Source organism: Sinomonas sp. B1-1 (genome assembly GCF_050474465.1).
Classification (GTDB): domain Bacteria; phylum Actinomycetota; class Actinomycetes; order Actinomycetales; family Micrococcaceae; genus Sinomonas; species Sinomonas flava.
The window spans coordinates 136,280-154,638 of sequence record NZ_JBCHVF010000004.1 but is presented as its reverse complement, the minus strand read 5'-3'; the positions used below and the strand labels follow the sequence as shown (position 1 = coordinate 154,638).

General features: G+C 68.4%; 16 protein-coding genes. 8 read left to right on the top strand and 8 right to left on the bottom strand.

The annotated features are described in order from the left end of the window. Window positions 1-567 precede the first annotated feature (567 nt). The 8 genes from ACQ5BE_RS09305 to rpmH all read right to left on the bottom strand — a co-directional run bounded on the left by ACQ5BE_RS09305 (window position 568) and on the right by rpmH (window position 6,165). Window positions 568-1,800 (bottom strand): ParB/RepB/Spo0J family partition protein, encoded by a 1,233-nt coding sequence (locus tag ACQ5BE_RS09305; RefSeq protein WP_430296753.1) that lies wholly within the window; start codon window positions 1,798-1,800, stop codon window positions 568-570. Window positions 1,801-1,884: 84 nt separating this feature from the next. Next, the gene (locus tag ACQ5BE_RS09300; protein ID WP_430296803.1) at window positions 1,885-2,889 is read right to left on the bottom strand and encodes a ParA family protein; all 1,005 of its coding nucleotides are present in this window, start codon (window positions 2,887-2,889) and stop codon (window positions 1,885-1,887) included. A 114-nt stretch (window positions 2,890-3,003) separates the two neighbouring features. Further along, window positions 3,004-3,684, bottom strand: a complete 681-nt coding sequence (gene rsmG, locus ACQ5BE_RS09295) for a 16S rRNA (guanine(527)-N(7))-methyltransferase RsmG (protein WP_430296751.1) — start codon at window positions 3,682-3,684, stop codon at window positions 3,004-3,006. 4 nt (window positions 3,685-3,688) lie between these two features. After that, entirely contained in the window at window positions 3,689-4,228 is a 540-nt protein-coding gene (locus ACQ5BE_RS09290) for a protein jag (protein ID WP_430296750.1), read from the bottom strand. Continuing rightward, a complete protein-coding gene (yidC, locus tag ACQ5BE_RS09285; protein ID WP_430296749.1) occupies window positions 4,225-5,190 on the bottom strand; it encodes a membrane protein insertase YidC in 966 nt (321 codons plus the stop codon). The genes ACQ5BE_RS09290 and yidC overlap by 4 nt, the downstream gene beginning before the upstream one ends. A 25-nt stretch (window positions 5,191-5,215) precedes the next feature. Continuing rightward, a complete protein-coding gene (gene yidD, locus ACQ5BE_RS09280; protein ID WP_430296748.1) occupies window positions 5,216-5,593 on the bottom strand; it encodes a membrane protein insertion efficiency factor YidD in 378 nt (125 codons plus the stop codon). After that, window positions 5,577-5,975, bottom strand: a complete 399-nt coding sequence (gene rnpA / locus ACQ5BE_RS09275; protein WP_430296746.1) for a ribonuclease P protein component — start codon at window positions 5,973-5,975, stop codon at window positions 5,577-5,579. Before rnpA ends, yidD begins: the two co-directional genes overlap by 17 nt. A gap of 52 nt (window positions 5,976-6,027) precedes the next feature. Then, a complete protein-coding gene (rpmH, locus tag ACQ5BE_RS09270; protein ID WP_208711009.1) occupies window positions 6,028-6,165 on the bottom strand; it encodes a 50S ribosomal protein L34 in 138 nt (45 codons plus the stop codon). A gap of 543 nt (window positions 6,166-6,708) precedes the next feature. On the opposite strand from rpmH, the gene dnaA reads away from it, so the two are divergent. From dnaA to ACQ5BE_RS09230, 8 genes are all read left to right on the top strand, one after another. Next, entirely contained in the window at window positions 6,709-8,121 is a 1,413-nt protein-coding gene (gene dnaA / locus ACQ5BE_RS09265; RefSeq protein ID WP_208711010.1) for a chromosomal replication initiator protein DnaA, read from the top strand. Window positions 8,122-8,633: 512 nt separating this feature from the next. Continuing rightward, a complete protein-coding gene (dnaN, locus tag ACQ5BE_RS09260) occupies window positions 8,634-9,758 on the top strand; it encodes a DNA polymerase III subunit beta (protein WP_430296744.1) in 1,125 nt (374 codons plus the stop codon). Window positions 9,759-9,822: 64 nt separating this feature from the next. Further along, window positions 9,823-10,707 (top strand): phosphogluconate dehydrogenase (NAD(+)-dependent, decarboxylating), encoded by an 885-nt coding sequence (gene gnd / locus ACQ5BE_RS09255; protein WP_430296743.1) that lies wholly within the window; start codon window positions 9,823-9,825, stop codon window positions 10,705-10,707. Between the two features lie 19 nt (window positions 10,708-10,726). Next, window positions 10,727-12,067, top strand: coding sequence for a DNA replication/repair protein RecF (locus tag ACQ5BE_RS09250; RefSeq protein WP_430296742.1), 1,341 nt, complete (start codon window positions 10,727-10,729; stop codon window positions 12,065-12,067). Further along, a complete protein-coding gene (locus tag ACQ5BE_RS09245) occupies window positions 12,060-12,644 on the top strand; it encodes a DUF721 domain-containing protein (RefSeq protein ID WP_430296741.1) in 585 nt (194 codons plus the stop codon). The genes ACQ5BE_RS09250 and ACQ5BE_RS09245 overlap by 8 nt, the downstream gene beginning before the upstream one ends. 291 nt (window positions 12,645-12,935) lie before the next feature. Continuing rightward, entirely contained in the window at window positions 12,936-14,996 is a 2,061-nt protein-coding gene (gyrB, locus tag ACQ5BE_RS09240; protein WP_430296740.1) for a DNA topoisomerase (ATP-hydrolyzing) subunit B, read from the top strand. Between the two features lie 32 nt (window positions 14,997-15,028). Beyond that, entirely contained in the window at window positions 15,029-17,743 is a 2,715-nt protein-coding gene (gene gyrA, locus ACQ5BE_RS09235; protein WP_430296739.1) for a DNA gyrase subunit A, read from the top strand. After that, complete coding sequence (locus tag ACQ5BE_RS09230; RefSeq protein ID WP_344300121.1) at window positions 17,740-18,324, top strand: DUF3566 domain-containing protein; 585 nt, start codon at window positions 17,740-17,742, stop codon at window positions 18,322-18,324. Before gyrA ends, ACQ5BE_RS09230 begins: the two co-directional genes overlap by 4 nt. The last annotated feature ends 35 nt before the right edge of the window (window positions 18,325-18,359 follow it).

Sequence of the window (18,359 nt, the reverse complement as noted above, 5' to 3'; positions counted from 1 at the left end):
CCACAAGACGTACACCCGGGCGCCCACAGTGACCTCGCGGGACTAAGACCGTCGTTTACCGGGTTCACAAGTGCGCTGCCTCGCCACGCGGCTAGATCCACCTGGTCCAAGAACCACACTGCCGCCATAAGCAGTCGTCATCGGCTTTCGTCCTATTCTCGCTCGACGCCCGCTCCCCATGTGGCGGCGCTCTGTCACGGCGGCGTTCTATTACCGGGGACCGACAGTTCGCTTGGCGCGCCCTTCTCCCCCAAGTGCGGGGTGACCGCATCGGGAGAAATGATGCCTCGGACGCGCGGACCTTCTCTTGCAGCAGCGCGTCTTGGAAACGGATTTTCAATCAGGAGGTGAGTTCAGCGGATCCTTTGCGCAGTCAGAGCTTCGTGAAAACGACCGTCGACAGCGCAGACACTGCACTGATCAACCGTTTGACTATAGGGAACGGTGGCTGCGAGCCCCGATCCCACTGTCCGCTTCCGGTCCACCACGCACGCCGAGACTCCTGCCTGTGGCACAGAAAAGGGGGCGTTTCACGTGAAACGCCCCCTTCTTCACCTTGCTCGCGGATCACTCCTCGTCTGGACTGATGAGCGCCATGATGCGATTCAGATCCTCGACCGATGCAAACTCGATGCTCACTTTGCCCTTCCGGGCACCGAGCGTGATCTTCACGTTCGTGTCGAGCCGATCAGCAAGATTAGAAGCCAGGAAGTCGAGGCGCTCGTGGCGCGCGTTGGGACGAGGGGCAGACCGCCGGGAGTCTGCCGGCTCTTGGTAGAGCGCGACAGCCTCCTCCGTCGCACGAACAGAAAGCCCCTCCGCCACGATCTTCTGCGCCATGCGCTCGACCGCGACGTCATCAGGAAGGGACAACAGTGCCCGCGCGTGGCCAGCAGAGAGGACTCCTGCAGCCACACGGCGTTGAACCAGAGGCGGCAGCCGGAGCAGCCGGATGGTATTTGAGACCTGGGGACGAGAGCGACCGATCCTGTCGGCGAGCTCCTCATGCGTCGCACCGAAGTCCTCAAGGAGCTGCTGGTAGGCGGCAGCCTCTTCAAGCGGATTCAGCTGGCTCCGGTGGAGGTTCTCGAGCAGTGCATCGCGAAGCAGGGCATCGTCGCCCGTATCGCGGACGATGGCGGGAATGGTCTCGAGGCCGGCCTCTTTGGAGGCACGCCACCGGCGCTCACCCATGACGAGCTCGTAGGGTTCACTACCGTCTTCGGTTGACTTCCGAACGACGATCGGCTGCAGGATGCCGATCTCCTTGACGGAGTGGACAAGTTCGGCCATCTCCTCCTCGTCGAACACGGTCCGCGGCTGCTTACGGTTCGGATGGATGTCCGAGACGGGGAGCTCGGCGAACTGAGCTCCCGGGACCTCGACGAGGTCCAAGTCGTCCGTCGAGGCGCCCTTGGCAGCCGACCGGCTGCCACGCCGCCCCGCACCTGCAGACCGGCCAGCGTCGGTCTGACCATCAGCGGATTCAGTGTCCCTAGCCCGAGAGGTCGAGGACGGCGCCGGCTCTTCGGCGGCCGCATTGTCTCCATCGCTGGACGGAGCCATGCGAGCACTCTTCTCCGCCTCGGTCACGCCACTCTCGGCGGTTGCGGCATCGCCTGTCGCCGGCCGTGCCTGGTCCTCTTCAAGACCGACGGCAGCGTCGGACCGTCGGGCGCTGTCGGGGAAGAACAGGTCGACGGGGCGAGATGAAGGTGACGTGGTATTCCCCGCGGCGGGAGCCGTGCTGGGGATCAGGGCACCCAGCCCCCTGCCCAGTCCTCGGCGCTTCTCGCTCATAGCGGTAATCCTCCCTCATGCCCACCGTTTACTGGGCAAACTGGCTGTCTGAGTGCTTGCTGCGTGTCGGGGAACCCGAAGGCCCTATCGCTCGGCAATCTCGGCTGCGGCCTCGAGATAGGACAGCGCACCTGTGGAGGAAGGGTCGTACGTCATGACGGTCTGCTGGTAGCTCGGTGCCTCGGAGATGCGCACTGACCGCGGCACCACGGCCTCGAGGACCTGCTGAGGGAAGTGCTCCCGTACCTCCGCGGCGACCTGGGCTGCAAGGTTCGTGCGACCGTCGTACATCGTCAGGAGGATGGTCGACACCCTGAGGTCCGCGTTGAGGTGCTTCTGGATCATCTCGATGTTCTTCAGAAGCTGGCTCAGCCCCTCCAGCGCGTAGTACTCGCACTGGATCGGGATGAGGACTTCACTCGCCGCGCAGAACGCGTTCACGGTCAGCAGGCCGAGGCTCGGCGGGCAGTCGATGAAGATGTAGTCGAGCCGGGGCTTCCCCTCAGCCTTGCGCTGCTTGGCATAGTTCTCGATCGCCCGGCGGAGCCGCTGCTCCCGGGCCACGAGCGAGACAAGCTCGATCTCCGCGCCAGCGAGATGGATCGTGGCGGGCGCGCATTCGAGGTGCTCGACGTCGGGGCACTGGGCCACAACATCACCGAGCGGAGCGTCGTTGATCAGGACGTCGTAGATGCTCTCGACCTCCGCGTGGTGCTCGATGCCGAGCGCAGTGGAGGCGTTGCCCTGGGGGTCGATATCGATGACCAGCACATTGAGTCCAGCCGAGGCCAGGGCGGCGGCGATGTTGACCGTCGTCGTGGTCTTGCCCACCCCGCCCTTCTGGTTGGAGACAGTGAAGACTCGGGTCTTCGCAGGACGCCGGAAGGCTCGTCCCTGCAGGCGTTCGCGCCGACGAGCCTCATTGGCAAGCTGGCTCGCAATCGGACTGCCCTCGTCGAGGAGGTCGAGGAAGGTCGGACCCGACGAAGAGGAGGAGGTTTCACGTGAAACCTCAGAGACAACCGGAACAGGTTGCGTCGAAACCGAGGTGGGCGCCGTAGCGAGGGGACGGGCTGAGCCGAGCGTCAGGAACGGAGGGATTCTCTGCGCTGCCGTCTCTCCACTGCTCACTGGGTACTCACTCTCACCTTGCGTCGTTTGCCTCCTTCTAGACTAGCGGCTGGAGCCGCCGGCAGAGGCAGGTCAGGGGTGTCCGACGGTGATGCGCACAATGGTCGTCGGCTCGGCGAGGAGGTCCTGCCCGACTGCGCGGACCACCGGTGAATGGCCCTTGTACTTCTTGATGGCCTTGGCAGCCTTCTCCACCTCTTCGGAGGCGCTCCGGCCCTTGATCGCGACAAGGACCCCGGAGCCGGCAAGCAGCGGAAGCGTCATGGGAACCAGGGTGGAGAGAGCGGACACAGCGCGGGCGGTGACGAACTCGGCGTCGACCTCTCCGACAGCCTGCTCTGCGCGCGCACGGAGCACCGTGACGTTCTCCAGGCCGAGATCGTCGATGACCTCCTCGAGCCACGTCACGCGGCGTTCGAGCGGTTCGATGAGCGTCAACCGCAGGTCGGGGCGGGCGATCGCGAGGCACAGACCCGGGAGGCCAGCGCCGCTGCCGACATCGGCAACCGCGGCACCGACCGGGAACTCGGACTCGATGACGGCGCAGTTCAGCACGTGCCGGCTCCAGAGCCGCGGGACCTCCCGGGGCCCGATCAGGCCGCGCTCGAGGCCGGAGGTCGCGAGGTGCTCCACGTAGCGGCGCGCGAGCTGGAGCCGGTCACCGAAGACCTTCGTTGCAGCCTCGAGCTCGGCGCCTACCAGCTCGGGGGCGGTCCCCAGGGTGGCGTCGGCCGCCTCCGCATGATCTGCCATCGGCTCAGTCGGCCGAGACGACGATGTGCCGGCGGGCGCCCTCACCCTCGGACTCACTGGTGAACCCGAGCTCGGCGATGGCGTCGTGCACGATCTTGCGCTCGTAGGAGCTCATAGGGTCGAGGTGCACGGTGGCCTCCCCGGCCTTGACCCGCGCGACGGCCTTCTCCGCGATCTCCTGGAGGCGGACGCCCCGCTCGCCGCGGTAGCCGTTGATGTCGAGCACGAGGCGCGAGCGGTTGCCGGTCGCCGAGAGGACGGAAAGCCTGGTGAGCTCCTGGAGCGCTTCGAGGACCTCGCCGTCCTGGCCCACGAGGATGTCGAGTCCCTCGGCGTCGTCGTCGCCCACCACAGAGAGGTAGGAGCGCCCGTTGCGGACCTCGATGTCGATGTCCCCGTCGATGTCCGCGATGTCGAGGAGTTCCTCGAGGTAGTCGGCCGCGACGTCGCCCTCTTCCTCGAGGCGGCTGAGCGGGGTCATGGCGGCGGTATCGTCGGCGTCGTCGCCTTCGGGCAGGTTCACGGCAGTGCTCTCTGACGTCATGGCTTCTTCTTCCTGTTCTTCCGCACCGGCTGCTGGCGCTGGGCCTTGGGCTCCGGCGGCGGGGGCATGTCCTCGGGCTTCATGGTCTTGCCCGTGGTGACGTCGATGGGGGCCAGCCCCTTGGCGGCGCGGCGCTCATTGAGGGCTTTCGCTGCCGGAGACCCGGGGGCGGGCATGCGGCGGATGACGTAGAACTGCTGTCCCATGGTCCAGAGGTTGGAGATGGTCCAGTAGATGAGGACGCCGATCGGGAAGTTGATGCCGCCGATGCCGAAGACGAGAGGGAGGATGTAGAGCAGGATCTTCTGCTGGCGCATGAACGGGCTGGCCATGGCCGCCTCGGACATGTTCTTGGCCATGATCTGCTTCTGCGTGATGAACTGCGAAGCGGTCATCGCGACGATCATCAGGATCGAGAGGACGGCCACCGAGACCGCGTTGCCGCCGCCGCCGTGCAGGAGGGACGCCGAGAGCGGCGCGCCGAAGATCGAGCCCTGTTCGAACTGGACCACCTGGTCGTGCGTCATGGCACCGATGCCGGTGGAGCTCTTTTCGGCGTTCGAGATGCCGGAGAGCACCTGGAACAGCGCGAAGAAGAACGGCATCTGGATGATCATGGGGAGGCAGGCCGAGAAGGGGTTCGTGCCGTGCTTCTTGTAGAGCGCCATCTGCTCCTGCGCCATGGCCTGGCGGGACAGCTGGTCGGTCTTCCCCTTGTACTTCGCCTGCAGCTTCTGCAGGTCAGGCTGCAGCAGCTGCATGCCGCGCTGGGCCTTGATCTGCTTGACGAAGACGGGGATGAGGGCGGCGCGGATCACGATCACGAGGCCGATGATCGAGAACGTCCAGGTCCAGCCGGACGCCGCGGGCAGGCCGATGAACGTCAGCCCCTCGTGGAAGGCCACCATGACAAAGGAGACCAGCCACCGGAAGGGCTCCATGATTGCGCCCAAGATGTCCATCAGTTATTTCCTCGTGTCGTCATCGTCAGTCTTTCCAGTAGCGATCGGGGTGGTTGAGCACCACGATCCGGGGGACGCGATCGTCCGGCCAGTGCGTGTGGCCTTCCGGCACGTTGTCGATCCCGCCCGCGTTCCACGGGTGGCAGCGGAGCAGCCGCCGCACCGCCAAGTACGATCCTCGCACAGCGCCGTGGACAGTGACCGCTTCGAGTGCGTAGGCGGAGCAGGTCGGGAAGAACCGGCACACCTGTCCGTAGAGGGGGGAGATCACGGCCCGGTAGGCCATCAGCAGCAGGATCAGGACCCGCTGCGGGAGGGTCCAGACCGCACGCACGACGGCGCGGACCCACCGTGGCAGGCCGGCTCGTCGCGGCGATCCGTGAGTCTCAGCGGCCGCTGTCATGCCGGTTCGTCTCCTCTCCGCGTCCCTCGATGGTGGCATCGCGCCCCAGCCTGCGCAGCGCAGTGCCGAGCGCGGACTCGTAGTCCTTCGTGAGCTCGGCCCAGGTGGACCGGGCTGAAGCCGGAAGGGCGCGCACGACGACATCGATGCCGGTGGGGTGGCGTCTGAGGGTCGCGGCAGCCGCTTCCCTCAGCCTCCTCTTAACGAGGTTCCGGGTGACTGCGTTCCCTACGGCCTTGGAGACGATGAATCCGAAGCGGCTCGCTTCGGTGCCCGTGCCGGCCGCATACAGCACGACGTTCCGGCGTCCTTGTCGGACGCCGGAACGTACGGTATGTGTGAAGTCGGCGCCGGTGCGCAGGCGGTGGGTCGCGGCAAGCATCGTCTCACGACCTCAGCGCGTGCCTGCTGTCCCGGGGGGGCCGAGTCAGGACTCAGGCCGACAGGTCAGCGCGGCCCTTGGAACGGCGGGCCGCCAGGATGGCACGGCCGGCGCGGGTGCGCATACGAAGACGGAAGCCGTGCTTCTTGGCACGACGGCGGTTATTCGGCTGAAAAGTCCGCTTGCTCACGGTCTCACTCCAGTGGATCCAGGGCGCCTGCAGAACGGAAATGAACTGGCGGACGCTGCGTATTGGGGGCCTGCCGCCCCGCCGCGCCTCATGCCGTACGCCGGCCAGGAACCTTCCCGTTCAGGGTTGGCATCGTGGCGGCGTCCGAGGGCATGCGACAGGACAGTAGGCAGACACATAGGACTTAACGACGTTAGGGCACGACGGCGCGCGGCGTCAATTCGGGTGCGCGCGAGCTGCGCCGCGGGACTGCCGGCGCTCTTTCCCCAGCCTGTGTCCAACGGCACTCACAGCCCTGTGGACAGCGTCCCCCCGCGGGGCAGGCGGCGAACTTCACCAGTGTAATTCATAGGGCCCCTGAACCCAGCTATCGTCCGGGTTGTCCGATCATCTAGGCTGTCCCAGTGCCCTCTTCCACGCCTGTGGGTATCCCTGTGGATGGAGCCGGCCGGGGGAACTGGACCGCGACCCCGTGCCGAGGGGACGCCATCGTCGGTCACATCACGTCACACGCCGCCCTGCCGGCAGGAGTTAGAGGAGTCCATGGGACCTGAGGAAGCCAACGAGGCCAACACGCTTGGCAGTTCGTGGCGCCGTGTCGTGCGTCTCCTCGAGGAGGACGACCGGGTCTCGCCGCGCCAGCGCGGCTTCGTGTCCCTGGCCCAGGCCCAGGGCCTCATCGGTTCGACGCTGCTCGTGGCCGTCCCGAACGAGCTCACACGGGAGGTGCTCCAGGGCCAGATCAAGTCCGCGCTCGACGACGCCCTCCGCTCGGTCTTCTCCGAGGACATCCGCTGCGCGATCGACGTCGACACCGACATGGTCCCGGTCCGCGAGGAGACGTTCGAGCCGGTCAAGCGGCCCGAGATCCGCGAGGACCTCCGGCCGGCGCCGACTCCGCCGACCACCTCCCAGGAGGTCAGCCGCCTCAACCCCAAGTACGTGTTCGACACGTTCGTGATCGGCGCCTCGAACCGGTTTGCCCACGCCGCTGCAGTGGCCGTGGCGGAGGCTCCCGCGAAGGCGTACAACCCGCTGTTCATCTACGGCGATTCGGGTCTGGGGAAGACCCACCTCCTGCACGCGATCGGCCACTATGCCCGCCGGCTCTACAACGGCATCCGCGTCCGGTACGTGAACTCCGAGGAGTTCACGAACGACTTCATCAACTCCATCCGCGACGACGAGGGCACGAGCTTCAAGACCACGTACCGCAACGTGGACCTGCTCCTCATCGACGACATCCAGTTCCTGGCCGGGCGCAACGCCACCCAGGAGGAGTTCTTCCACACGTTCAACGCCCTGCACAACAGCAACAAGCAGGTCGTCATCACCTCGGACCAGCCGCCGAAGATGCTGCACGGCTTCGAGGACCGCATGAAGTCCCGCTTCGAGTGGGGGCTCCTGACGGACATCCAGCCGCCCGAACTCGAGACGCGCATCGCGATCCTCCGCAAGAAGGCGAACAACGACGGCCTCTCGGCGCCCGACGACGCGCTCGAGTACATCGCCTCGCGCATCTCGGCGAACATCCGCGAACTCGAGGGCGCGCTCATCCGCGTCACGGCCTTCGCGAGCCTCAACAAGCAGCCCGTCGATGTGGCCCTCGCCGAGATGGTGCTCAAGGACCTCATCACGGACGACTCGGCCCTCGAGATCACCGCGGAGCAGATCCTCACCGAGACCGCGGCGTACTTCAAGCTCTCGGTCGAGGAACTGAACAGCAAGTCCCGCACCCGCACGCTCGTCACCGCGCGCCAGATCGCGATGTACCTGTGCCGGGAGCTGACCGACATGTCCCTGCCCAAGATCGGCCAGGTACTCGGCGGGCGGGACCACACCACGGTGATCCACGCCGACCGGAAGATCCGGGAACTGATGGCAGAACGGCGGGCGATCTACAACCAGGTCACGGAGCTGACCAACAAGATCAAGCAGGCCCAGCGCGGGCTCTAGTCCTCCACACCGCGGAGGCGAATCACAAGGATTCGTGTCATTCGCGCACCTTATTAACAGGGCGCTGTGGACAAGCCTGTGGATAGTTAAGTGCACATCCGCAGGGCATGGGCTTAAAACCCCTCCCGGGCCTGTGGAAGGGACGAATGACAAGAATCGTGGCGTCCACAGCCTCCCCCGGCTGCATCCGCAGCCGATCAACATCCCGTGAACACCCCAAAACCGCGCCACTCCGCGGCCAGAAGCGGTTTTCCACAGTTTCCACAGCAGTTATTAACACCACGAATCCCAAGAATCTGAAGATCCCTGAATAACAGCTACCCGTCGCCGCGTCCCGGCGACCCCCACGCGTCGATCCCCAGTCCCACTCCCGCTTGAACGCGGCTCCAGTCATGGGGCTAAGCTGTGGTCAGCGCGCCGAGTCCGCACCTTTCGTGTCATTCGCGGCCCGCTGCCCTGAACCTGCGCCCCAGCGGCCATGACGAGACAGCGACGAAAGGCGGAAGACCTCCGTGAAGTTCCGAGTCGAACGGGATGTCCTCACCGAGGCCGTGAGCTGGGCTGCCCGCTCGCTTTCGCCGCGCCCGCCGGTCCCCGTCCTTGCAGGCCTGCTCCTCAAAGCACACGACGGCGTCGTGAGCCTGAGCAGCTTCGACTACGAAACCTCCGCCCGGCTGGAGATCCCCGCCGAAATCCGGGAGGAGGGGACGATCCTGGTCTCCGGACGGCTCCTTGCCGACATCTGCCGGAGCCTCCCTGCCGCCCCGGTCGACGTCGAGACCGACGGGACGAAGGTCACCCTGACATGCCGACGCAGCTCGTTCCACCTCGCCACGATGCCTGAGGGGGAGTATCCGTCCTTGCCCGCCGTGCCCGACACGCTCGGCACGGTCTCGGGCGACACGTTCGCCAAGGGCGTCTCGCAGGTGATCATCGCGGCCAGCAAGGACGACACGCTCCCGATCCTGACCGGCGTGCGGATGGAGATCGAGGGCGAGCTCATCACCCTCCTGGCCACCGACCGGTACCGTCTGGCCATGCGCGAGGTGCCGTGGCAGCCTGCCAACCCCGGCACGTCGACCTCGGCTCTGGTCAAGGCCAAGACCCTCAACGAGGTCGCCAAGACCCTCGGCGGGTCGGGCGAGCTGAATCTGGCCCTCGCGGACGACGAGTCGCGCCTCGTCGGCTTCGAGAGCGGCGGCCGCACCACGACGTCGCTCCTGGTCGACGGCGACTACCCCAAGATCCGCTCGCTCTTCCCCGACTCGACCCCGATCCACGCCGTGGTCTCCACCCAGGAGCTCGTGGAGGCCGTGCGCCGCGTCTCCCTCGTCGCCGAGCGCAACACCCCCGTCCGGCTCGCCTTCACCGAAGGCCTCGTCACCCTCGACGCCGGAACCGGCGAGGACGCCCAGGCGTCCGAGGAGCTCGAGGCCCAGCTGACCGGCGAGGAGATCACGGTCGCGTTCAACCCGCACTACCTCATCGAGGGGCTCAGCGTGATCGAGACGCCCTTTGTCCGCTTCTCGTTCACGAGCGCACCGAAGCCGGCCATGATCACCGCCCAGCGCGAGCTCGAGGGCGAGGACGAGGACGACTACCGCTACCTCGTGATGCCCGTCCGCCTGCCCAACTGAGGCCCGTCCGCGCGCCGCCGCCCGCAGCAACCAGCCCGCTCCGCTCAACGAAGGGACACCGACCATGCACATCGGACTCATCGGCCTGGGGAAGATGGGCTTCAACATGCGCGAGCGGCTGCGCCGCGGCGGGATCGAAGTCACGGGCTACGACCGCAACCCGGACGTCACCGACGTCGCCTCCGTCGACGAGCTCATCGCCGGCGTCCCCGCGCCGCGGACGATCTGGGTCATGGTGCCCGCCGGCCAGGTCACGGACGCGGTCATCGCAGGGCTCTCGGAGAAGCTAACACCCGGCGACCTCGTGATCGACGGCGGCAACTCGCGGTTCACCGAGGACCAGCGCCACGGCGAACTCCTCGCGTCCAAGGGCATCCGCTTCGCCGACTGCGGCGTCTCCGGCGGGGTCTGGGGGCTCGAGAACGGCTATGGGCTCATGGCCGGCGGCGCACCGGAGGACATCGAACGCGCCATGCCGCTCTTCGATGCGCTGCGGCCCGAGGGCGAGCGCGCCGACAGCTTCGTGCACGTCGGCGGCGTCGGCGCGGGCCACTACGCCAAGATGGTCCACAACGGCATCGAGTACGGGCTCATGCAGTCCTACGCCGAGGGGTACCAGCTCCTCGCCTCGAAGGACATCATCACCGACCTCCCGGGCACCTTCCGGGCATGGCAGAAGGGCACCGTGGTCCGCTCCTGGCTCCTGGACCTCGTGGTCAAGGCCCTTGAGGAGGACCCCGGCCTGGTCAACATCGACGACTACGTCGAGGACTCCGGCGAGGGCCGCTGGACCGTGGAGGAGGCCATCGCCAACGCCATCCCCGCCCCGGCGATCACGGCCGCCCTGTTCGCCCGGTTCGAGTCCCGCACGGATTCCTCGCCGGCGATGAAGATGGTCTCGGCGCTGCGGCACCAGTTCGGCGGGCACGCCACGCGCCCGGCCAAGTAGAGCGGAGCCCCGCGCCCCGGTGTACGTCGAACGCCTCTCCCTGACCGACTTCCGCTCCTACACCCAGGCGGACCTCGAGCTCTCCCCCGGTGTGACCGTGCTGGTGGGCCAGAACGGGGTCGGTAAGACCAACATCGTCGAAGCCCTCGGGATGCTCTCCACCCTGGGCTCCCACCGCGTGAGCTCTGACGCCCCTCTCGTGCGCTTCGGCGCCGACCGTGCCCTCGTGCGCGCGGGCTTCGTGCGCGGGGCGCAGCGCTCCACGCTCGAGCTCGAGATCAACCCGGGACGCGCGAACCGCGGCCGCATCAACCGCGGCAGCCCCCTGCGCGCCCGCGACCTGCTGGGCATCGCCCGCACCGTCCTCTTCGCCCCCGAGGACCTCGCCCTCGTGAAGGGCGACCCATCAGCGCGCCGGAAGTTCCTCGATGAGCTCCTGACGGTGCTGCTCCCCCACCTCGCCGGCACCCGCGCCGACTACGACCGCGTCCTCAAGCAGCGCAACGCGCTGCTCAAGAGCGCCCGGGCCTCGCGGTTCCCCCGCCGGTCCTCCGGCCCCGATTCCCGGGACTCCTCGGGCGGCGCCACCGTGGAGTCCACCCTCGACGTGTGGGACGCGCACCTCGCCCAGGCCGGCGCCCGGCTGCTCGCGGCGCGACTGACGCTCGTCGACCGCCTGGGTCCCCACCTCGACGCCGCCTACGCGCAGCTCACCGACGGGTCGAAGGTCGCCCGGGCCGTGTACAGGTCAAGCATCGAGGGCGCGGTGCCCGACGACGATGCCGACGCCGGCGCGCCCGAGGAGGCGGGCGGCGTCGTGCGCGGGGACGCGGCGGCGGGCCGGGAACCTGCGGACGGCACAGCGGACGACGACGCCGGTTCGCCTTCCGGCGGCGGCCGCGGACTCGCGGGGCTCAGCGTGGCGGAGATCGGCGAGCGGTTCCTGGCCGCACTCGCCGAGGCGCGGCCGCGGGAGCTCGAGCGCGGCCTCACGCTCGTGGGCCCGCACCGCGACGACCTCGAGCTGCTGCTCGGCGACGCGCCGGCGAAGGGCTTCGCCTCGCACGGCGAGACGTGGTCGTTCGCGCTCGCGCTGCGGCTCGCCTCCTACTACGTCATGCTCGACGACTCCTCCGTGGCCGGCGACGAGCCCATCCTCATCCTCGACGACGTGTTCGCCGAGCTGGACGCCACGCGCCGTGCGCGTCTCGCCGCGATCGTCGCGAAGGCGGAGCAGGTGCTCGTCACCGCCGCGGTCGACGCCGACATCCCGCCCGAGCTGGGCGGGCGCCGGGTGCGCGTGGTGCCCGGGGGCGTCGATGACGCCGAGGCCCCTGTGCCGGAGTCCGACCGTGGATGAGGGTCCGCGGAGCGGGAAGGATCCCGTCGGCCAGCCCGGGAAGGCGAGTCCCGAGCGCGCCGCGGAGGGTGTCGACGCCGCGCGCGCCGCGCTCAACCGGGTCCGCGGCGCCGCGGAGGCCCGGGGGGAGGTCCGGGTCCGCGCGACCGGGCCGCTCGTGCCCGGGCCGGGCGCACCGGCCCCGAAGAAGTCCCGGCAGCGCGCGCCCGAGGGCTACAGCGGGCGGGACCCGCTCGGGCTCGGCAGCGTGGTGAACCGGATGGTCGCTGAGCGCGGCTGGTCCTCGCCGGTCGCGGTGGGGTCTGTCATGTCCCGCTGGCGCGAGCTGGTCGGGCCGGAGGTCGCCGCGCACTGCACCCCGGAAACCTTCGAGGGCACTGTCCTGCAGGTCCGCTGCGATTCGACGGCGTGGGCCACGCAGCTGCGCCTGTTGAGCACGGCGCTCCTGGACCGCTTCCGGCGGGAGCTGGGCGACGGCGTCGTGACCCGGCTGCAGATCCTCGGGCCCGCCGCGCCGAGTTGGCGCAAGGGTCCGCGCCACGTGCGCGGCCGGGGCCCGCGGGACACCTACGGGTGAGCCGCGCCCGCGACCCGCTACGTGTGACCCTCAGGAGGTGACCCTCAGGAGGTGACCCCCAGACGGGAGGAGGGGCGATCCCGTGGACGGCGCGCAGGCCGCTCAGAAGCCCGGGACCCACACTCCCCCTTGATCGGGCCTTGTCTAGCGTCGCTTTGGACGCTTTCTGGCCCGCTGAGCGGCATCCGCGGCCGTGTTGTCCGTTCCCGCGCGCGCGAACCGGTAGAATTGACACGTTATGCCTGCCGAACTGAAGAGGGGTCGAGACCGCCTGTGGCTGACGAGAGTGCAGTGAACCCGTCCAGCGATCAGCAGGGCGCTCCCAGCGGAGACCGGAGGGACGCCAAGGAGTACGGTGCCAGCAGCATCACGGTGCTCGAGGGCCTCGAAGCCGTCCGCAAACGCCCTGGCATGTACATCGGCTCCACCGGCCCGCGCGGCCTCCACCATCTGGTGTACGAGGTGGTCGACAACTCGGTCGACGAGGCGCTGGCCGGCTACTGCGACCACATCCAGGTGACCCTGCAGGACGACGGCGGCGTGCGCGTCGAGGACAACGGCCGCGGCATCCCCGTGGACATCCACCCGACCGAGGGCAAGCCCACGGTCGAGGTTGTCATGACGATCCTCCACGCCGGCGGCAAGTTCGGCGGCGGCGGGTACGCGGTCTCGGGCGGTCTGCACGGCGTCGGCATCTCGGTCGTGAACGCGCTCTCGAGCCGGGTGGACACGGAGGTGTGCCGCCAGGGCAGGGTGTGGCGCATGTCCTTCCGCGACGGCGGCCACCCCGTGGGAGGCCTCGAAGAGGGCGAGGCGACGGACGCGACCGGGACGATCCAGACCTTCTATCCGGACCCGACGATCTTCGAGAGCACCGAGTTCGACTTCGAGACCCTCCGCGCCCGCTTCCAGCAGATGGCCTTCCTCAACAAGGGCCTGCGCATCACCCTCACCGACGAGCGCCGCGGCGAGGAGGAGGAGAGCGAGGTCGCCGGCGAGGACGCCGATGCCACGGTGCCCGCCGAGGAGTCCGCCTCCACCCCGACGCGCCGCGTCGTCGACTACAGGTACGACGAGGGCCTGCTGGACTACGTCAAGCACCTCAACTCCTCGAAGAAGATCGAGGTGATCCACGACGAGGTCATCGCCTTCGAGAGCACCGACCACGAGCGCAAGATGGCCCTCGAGGTCGCGATGCAGTGGACCACGGCCTACGCCGAGTCGGTCCACACCTACGCGAACACCATCAACACCCACGAGGGCGGCACCCACGAGGAGGGCTTCCGCGCCGCGCTGACCTCGCTCGTGAACCGCTACGCGCGCGAGAAGGGCATCATCAAGGAGAAGGACGACAACCTCACCGGGGACGACATCCGCGAGGGCCTCACCGCCGTCGTGAGCATCAAGCTCGCCGAGCCGCAGTTCGAGGGCCAGACGAAGACCAAGCTCGGCAACTCCGAGGCGAAGGGCTTCGTCCAGCGGGTCGTCACCGACCAGCTCGGGGACTGGCTCGAGCGCAACCCGAATCCCGCGCGCGAGGTGATCCGCAAGGCGATCCAGGCCTCCCAGGCCCGCATGGCGGCCCGCAAGGCCCGCGACAACGCCCGCCGCAAGAGCCCGCTCGAGTCCTTCGGCATGCCCGGCAAGCTCTCCGACTGCTCGAGCAAGGACCCCTCGCGCTGCGAGGTCTACCTCGTGGAGGGCGACTCGGCCGGCGGTTCCGCGAAGCGCGGCCGCAACCCCGAGACCCAGGCGATCCTGCCGCTGCGCGGCAAGATCCTCAACGTCGAGCGCGCGCGCCTCGACAAGGCCCTGGGCAACGCCGAGGTCCAGTCGATGATCACGGCGTTCGGCACCGGGATCGGCGAGGACTTCGAGATCTCCAAGCTGCGCTACCACAAGATCGTCCTCATGGCGGATGCCGACGTGGACGGCCAGCACATCACCACGCTGCTGCTGACCCTCCTGTTCCGGTACATGCGCCCGCTGATCGAGAACGGCTACGTGTACCTCGCCCAGCCGCCGCTGTACCGCATCAAGTGGTCGAACCACGCGCACGACTACGTGTTCAGCGACCGTGAGCGCGACGAGGCCATCCGCACCGGCCTCGCCAACGGGCAGCGGCTGCCGAAGGAGAACGGCATCCAGCGGTACAAGGGCCTCGGCGAGATGGACTACACCGAGCTGTGGGACACGACCATGGACCCCGACCGGCGCACCCTGCTGCAGGTGACCATGGAGGACGCGGCGGCCGCGGACCAGACCTTCACCGTCCTCATGGGCGACGACGTGGAGTCCCGCCGCCACTTCATCCAGCAGAACGCCAAGGACGTCCGCTTCCTGGACATCTGAGCCGTCCCGAGAGCAACTAGAGGAGAGAATCTGTGAGCGACGAGACTCCCGAGAACCCCGGCTCCGGCGACGGCACCGAGGTCGGCGGCTCCCCCGTCGAAGGCGTCTTGGTGGACCGTGTCGAGCAGGTCGACCTGCAGACCGAGATGCAGCGGTCCTACCTGGACTACGCGATGGCTGTCATCGTGGGCCGCGCCCTGCCGGACGTCCGCGACGGGCTCAAGCCCGTGCACCGCCGCGTCCTGTACGCGATGTTCGACGGCGGCTACCGCCCCGACCGCGCGTTCAACAAGTGCGCGCGCGTGGTCGGCGACGTCATGGGCACGTACCACCCCCACGGCGACATGGCGATCTACGACGCCCTCGTCCGCCTCATCCAGGACTGGGTCATGCGGTACCCGCTGGCCCTCGGCCAGGGGAACTTCGGCTCCCCCGGCAACGACGGCGCCGCCGCCCCCCGCTACACCGAGACCAAGATGGCCCCGCTGGCCATGGAGATGGTCCGGGACATCGACGAGGAGACCGTCGACTTCCAGGACAACTACGACGGCAAGAACCAGGAGCCCACGGTCCTGCCGGCGCGGTTCCCGAACCTGCTCGTCAACGGCTCCTCCGGCATCGCGGTCGGCATGGCCACCAACATCCCGCCGCACAACCTGCGCGAGGTGGCCGACGGCGTCCAGTGGTACCTCGAGAACCCAGAGGCCACCCGGGAGGAGCTCCTCGAAGCCCTCCTGGTGCGCGTCAAGGGCCCCGACTTCCCCACCGGCGCGACGATCCTGGGCCGCAGGGGCATCGAGGAGGCGTACCGCACGGGCCGCGGCTCCATCACCATGCGGGCCGTGGTCAACGTCGAGGAGATCCAGGGCCGCACGTGCCTCGTGGTCACCGAGCTGCCGTACATGGCGAACCCGGACAACCTCGCGATGAAGATCGCCGAGCTCGTCAAGGACGGCAAGATCGGCGGCATCGCCGACCTCCGCGACGAGACCTCGGGCCGGACCGGCCAGCGCCTCGTGATCGTGCTCAAGCGCGACGCCGTGGCCAAGGTCGTGCTCAACAACCTGTACAAGCACACCCAGCTTCAGGACAACTTCGCCGCGAACATGCTCGCGATCGTCGACGGCGTGCCCCGTACCCTCTCGCTCGACGCCTTCGTGCGGCACTGGGTCACCCACCAGATCGACGTGATCGTCCGGCGCACCCGGTTCCGGCTGCGCAAGGCCGAGGAGCGCATGCACATCCTGCGTGCCCTCCTGAAGGCCCTCGACATGCTCGACGAGGTCATCGCCCTCATCCGCCGGTCCCCCACCGTGGACGAGGCCCGCGAAGGCCTCAAGTCCCTCCTCGAGATCGACGACATCCAGGCGCAGGCCATCCTCGACATGCAGCTGCGCCGGCTCGCGGCCCTCGAGCGCCAGAAGATCGTCGACGAGCACAACGAGCTCGAGGCCCTCATCGCCGAGTACAACGCGATCCTCGCGGATCCGGCGCGCCAGCGGCAGATCATCTCGGAGGAGCTCACCGGGATCGTCGAGAAGTACGGCGACGACCGCCGCACCCGCATCGTGGCCGGATTCGACGGGGACATGAGCGTCGAAGACCTCATCCCCGAGGAGGAGATGGTCGTCACCATCACCCGCGGCGGCTACGTCAAGCGCACCCGCAGCGACCAGTACCGCCAGCAGATCCGCGGCGGCAAGGGCGTGCGCGGCGCGCAGCTGCGCGGGGACGACGTCGTCGAGCACTTCTTCGTCACGACCACGCACCACTGGCTGCTCTTCTTCACGAACCTCGGGCGCGTGTACAGGGCCAAGGCGTACGAGCTCGCGGAGGGCGGGCGCGACGCGAAGGGCCAGCACGTGGCGAACCTGCTCGCGTTCCAGCCCGACGAGCGGATCGCCCAGGTCCTGGACCTCCGCGACTACCAGCAGGCCCCCTACCTGGTCCTGGCGACCAAGGGCGGCCTCGTGAAGAAGACCCGCCTCGAGGACTACGACACGAACCGCTCTGCCGGCGTCATCGCGATCAACCTGCGCGACGGCGACGAGGTGGTCTCCGCCCAGCTCGTGAGCGAGACGGACGACCTCATGCTCGTCTCCCGGCACGGCCAGTCACTGCGGTTCACGGCCGACGACGACGCGCTGCGCCCCATGGGCCGTGCGACGAGCGGCGTGACCGGCATGAAGTTCCGTGACGACGACGAGCTCCTCACCGCCGACGTCGTGACCGACGGGTCCTTCGTCTTCATCGTGACCGAGGGCGGCTACGCCAAGCGGACCTCGGTCGAGGAGTACCGGGTGCAGGGCCGCGGCGGCCTGGGCATCAAGGTCGGCAAGTACCAGGAGGAGCGCGGGCATCTCGTCGGCGCCCTCATCGTCCAGGAGGAGGACGAGGCGCTCGTGGTCATGGAGGGCGGCAAGGTGGTCCGCTCCGCCGTCACCGGCGTCCCCGCCAAGGGGCGCGACACGATGGGCGTCATCTTCGCCAAGCCGGACAAGGGCGACCGCATCATCGCGGTGGCCAGGAACAGCGAGCGGGCCCTCGGCGAGGAGCCCGGCGAGGAAGCCGCTGACGGCCAGGCCGGCGAGGAGCCCGGCGAGGAAGCCGCTGACGGCCAGGCCGGTGAGGAGTCCGCAGAGGCGCCCGCCGAGGAGTCCAGCAGGCAGTCCGGCGATGCCCCGGGGCAGGCGGATGCCGTAACGTTGGCTGGAGACCAGGACCAGAATCCGGGAGGTAACGAGTGAGCACGCCCGAGAATGCGCCGTCGTCCAGCGGCGGCTACCCGCAGGCGGCACCCCCGTCGCGCCCGCCCCAGCGGCCCTCGGTGCCGCCGTCGAACGCCCCCCAGCGTCCGGCCGAGCGGCCGCTCACGGCGACCGCCGCCCAGCAGCGTCCCACGGGCCCGCGCCCGAACCAGCGCCCCGGCCAGCCCACGCTCGTCCGTCCCGCGCCCAAGGCGAAGCAGCGGCGTGCCCGGCTGATCGTGAGCAAGGTCGACACGTGGTCCGTGCTCAAGATGGCCTTCCTGCTCTCGGTCGCGCTCGGCATCGTCACCGTCGTCGCGTCGATCGTCCTGTGGACGATCCTCGACGTCACCGGGATCTTCGACAAGATCAACGGACTGCTCGGCGAGGTCGCCGGCGCGGAGAGCGGCGGGTTCGACCTCAAGAAGGTCGCCTCCCTCGGGCAGGTGGCCTCGTTCGCGACCATCATCGCCGTCGTTAACGTCGTGCTCCTCACCGCGCTCGCGATGCTCACTGCCGTTCTGTACAACATCTCGGCGACGCTCGTGGGCGGCATCGGCGTGACCCTCACCGACGACTGAGACCCGCCCGCGCCGGCGACGGCGATTTGGCCGCG